A 3,053-nucleotide genomic window follows, 5' to 3' on the forward strand; every position below is an offset into this window, starting at 1 on the left:
GAGGACGGCGGCATACCAAACCCACACTTCCATGTGCTTTGTCCTATCCGTCCCATTGAGCAGGACGGCAAATGGGGACTAAAGCAACGCCGGGTGTATGAGCTGGACGAGGACGGCAACCGTATCCGGGACGCAGACGGAAAGTTTGTGTTCAACGCCGTTCCCACTACCGACTGGGGCAGTCCCGAAACGCTGGAATACTGGCGGCAGACATGGGCGGAGCTATGCAACGCCAAGTTTGCGGAAAAGGGGCTTGACGTTCGTATCGACCACCGAAGCTATGAGCGTCAGGGCGTGGAGCTTCTTCCCACCGTCCATGAGGGCGCAACCGTCCGGGCAATGGAGAAGAAAGGCATACGCACCGAGAAAGGCGAGTTCAATCGCTGGATCAGAGCGACCAATGCCGTTATCCGGGACATCAAGAAGAAAATCACTCTCCTGTTTGATTGGATTGCCGAAGCAAAAGCCGAGCTGTCCAAACCGCAATCCCCCGACCTTGTTTCTCTGCTGAACGCCTATTACAGCCAGCGCAACGCCGGGGCGTATTCGCAGAAAGGCAAGGTCAGCAACCTAAAGGAGATGAACGAGACTTTCAATTATCTCCGGGCAAACGGCATTTACACCCTTGAAGATTTGGAACACCGTGTCAACGAACACAACGCCACCACGGAGAGCTTGAAGAAAACGCTGGGCGAACAGACCGCCCGAATGAAAGCGATTAAGCAGCTCTATGACAGCTCCGCTGCTTTCCGAAGCCTGAAGCCTGTCTATGACGGCTTGCAGAAAATCAAGTTTGAAAAGCCCAGAGCCAAGTACAAGGCAGAGCATGAAGCGGAACTGAAACAGTTCTACGCCGCCAGACGCAAGCTGACCGAGGAGTTCTCGGACGGCAAGGTGGATATGAAAAAGCTGTCCGCAGAGTATGACGCTTTGGAACAGGCGCATGAAACCACCTACGGCGAGTTTAAGACTGTCAGAGACGATTTACACCGCCTTTGGAGGGTCAAGTCATGCGTAGATACTGCCGCCCGATTTAACGAGCGTACAGAGGAACAAATGCTCCAAAATCGACCCCAAACACGACAGAAAAAGGAGGAACTATCCCGATGAATTACACCCAAGCACAGATTGACCGGGCAAATGCCGTCAGTCTGGAAGATTTTCTCCGTACACAGGGAGAGACACTAATCAAAAGCGGACGGGAATACCGCTGGAAAGAACATGACAGCTTGACCGTCCGGGGAAACAAGTGGTTTCGCCACAGCCAGAGCAAGGGCGGCTATCCCATTGATTTTGTCATGGAGTTTTACGGAAAGTCCTTTCCCGAAGCCGTCCAGCTCCTGACCGGCGAAAGCGGCGAGGGGCAGACCGAAGCCAGCACAACACCGCCCACAGCGTTTCACTTGCCCTTGCACAACAGAACAGCCGACAGAGCAATTCAATATCTTTGCGAAAGCCGAGGTCTCAACAAAACGCTTGTTGAGGCTTTTCTTCTTTCTGGGGATATTTACGAGGACGCAAAGCGGCACAATGTTGTGTTTGTCGGCAGAGACCGAAGCGGTACGCCGAGATACGCCCATGTGCGAGGAACGGCAGACCCATTCAGACAGGACATTGCCGGGTCTGACAAGTCCTATCCGTTCCGCTATGAGGGAAACGGCAACCAGCTCTTTGTCTTTGAAGCACCGATTGACCTGTTATCGTTCATCTGCCTTTATCCGCAGGACTGGCAGACAAGGAGCTATCTTGCCCTGGGCGGCGTTTCGGGCAAAGCCCTTGACCGTTTTCTTTCTGAACGCAAGGACGCCCGAAAAGTATTCCTCTGCCTTGACAGCGACACCGCAGGAAGTGAAGCCTGCTCCCGACTGGCGCAGGACATTCCCAGCGAGATCGCCGTCATTCGCCTTGTCCCGGCAAGGAAAGACTGGAACGATGTTCTCCGTCAGCAAGGGGATATTCCCAGCCGCAAATTCATAGCCGAGACAATCACGCTGCGAGAGCTGCCCACCGCCCAGCCTGTCCCCATGCTCCGTATGGCAGATGTGGAGCTGACGAGCGTGGATTGGCTATGGTTTCCGTATATCCCCTTTGGAAAGCTGACGATCATACAGGGCAACCCCGGCGAGGGCAAGACCTACTTTGCCATGCGTCTTGCGGCGGCTTGCACCAATCGAAAGCCCTTGCCCGGTATGGAGACCCTTGAGCCTTTCAATATCATCTATCAGACCGCCGAGGACGGTCTGGGCGATACTGTTAAGCCCCGGCTGATGGAAGCAAACGCAGACCTTGAAAGAGTGCTTGTCATTGACGATAGAGACACGCCGCTGACCCTTGCCGATGAGCGCATAGCAAGGGCAATCCGTGAGAACAACGCAAGGCTGGTTATCATTGACCCGGTACAGGCGTTTCTGGGCGCAGATGTGGACATGAACAGAGCAAACGAGGTGCGCCCAATATTCCGCAGTCTGGGAGACATTGCACAGGCTACCGGGTGCGCTATCGTGCTGATCGGACACCTCAACAAAGCCGCAGGAACGCAAAGCACCTACCGGGGATTGGGGTCTATCGACATTACGGCGGCAGTCCGCAGTCTGCTGTTTATTGGCAAGCTGAAGGACAGTCCGACAACGAGGGTGCTTATCCATGAGAAAAGCTCCCTTGCGCCGCCCGGACAGTCCCTTGCCTTTTCTCTGGGAGACGAGAAAGGCTTTGAATGGATAGGAGCTTATGACATTACCGCTGACGAGCTTCTTGCCGGGACAGACACCGCCAAGACCGAAAGCAAGACCGCACAGGCGCAAATGCTCATTCTGGAACTGCTGGCAGATGGAAAGCGTATGCCGAGCGCAGAGCTGGAAAAGGCAGTCAATGAGCGTGGGATTTCCTCACGCACCATGAGAACGGCAAAGAGCCGTATCGGGGACAGACTTGTGACCGAGAAAGACGGCACAGCATGGGTCTGCTATCTCCGAGATTGACAACAGGAACACGGCAAGCGTGGCAAAGACGGCAAGGTTTTTATAGATACCTTAATGCTGCCGCCTTGCCTTGTT

Annotated in this window: 2 protein-coding genes; both read left to right on the forward strand. The window is 54.5% G+C overall.

Annotated elements, in window-relative coordinates; all coding sequences use genetic code 11:
• A partial coding sequence (locus DW806_RS14865; RefSeq protein WP_118730439.1) for a MobA/MobL family protein occupies window positions 1-1,110 on the forward strand: 1,110 nt, incomplete at its 5' end.
• Window positions 1,107-2,978: an AAA family ATPase gene (locus tag DW806_RS14870; protein WP_118730440.1), complete on the forward strand. Its 1,872-nt coding sequence runs from the start codon at window positions 1,107-1,109 to the stop codon at window positions 2,976-2,978. The genes DW806_RS14865 and DW806_RS14870, both read left to right, overlap by 4 nt.
• The last annotated feature ends 75 nt before the right edge of the window (window positions 2,979-3,053 follow it).

This window comes from Butyricicoccus sp. AM32-19, from assembly GCF_003480365.1.
Classification (GTDB): Bacteria; Bacillota; Clostridia; order Oscillospirales; family Butyricicoccaceae; genus Agathobaculum; species Agathobaculum butyriciproducens.

Bases quoted from the DNA above. Each gene is read 5' to 3' on its own strand.
- DW806_RS14870 (WP_118730440.1), top strand. From the start codon at position 1,107: ATGAATTACACCCAAGCACAGATTGACCGGGCAAATGCCGTCAGTCTG.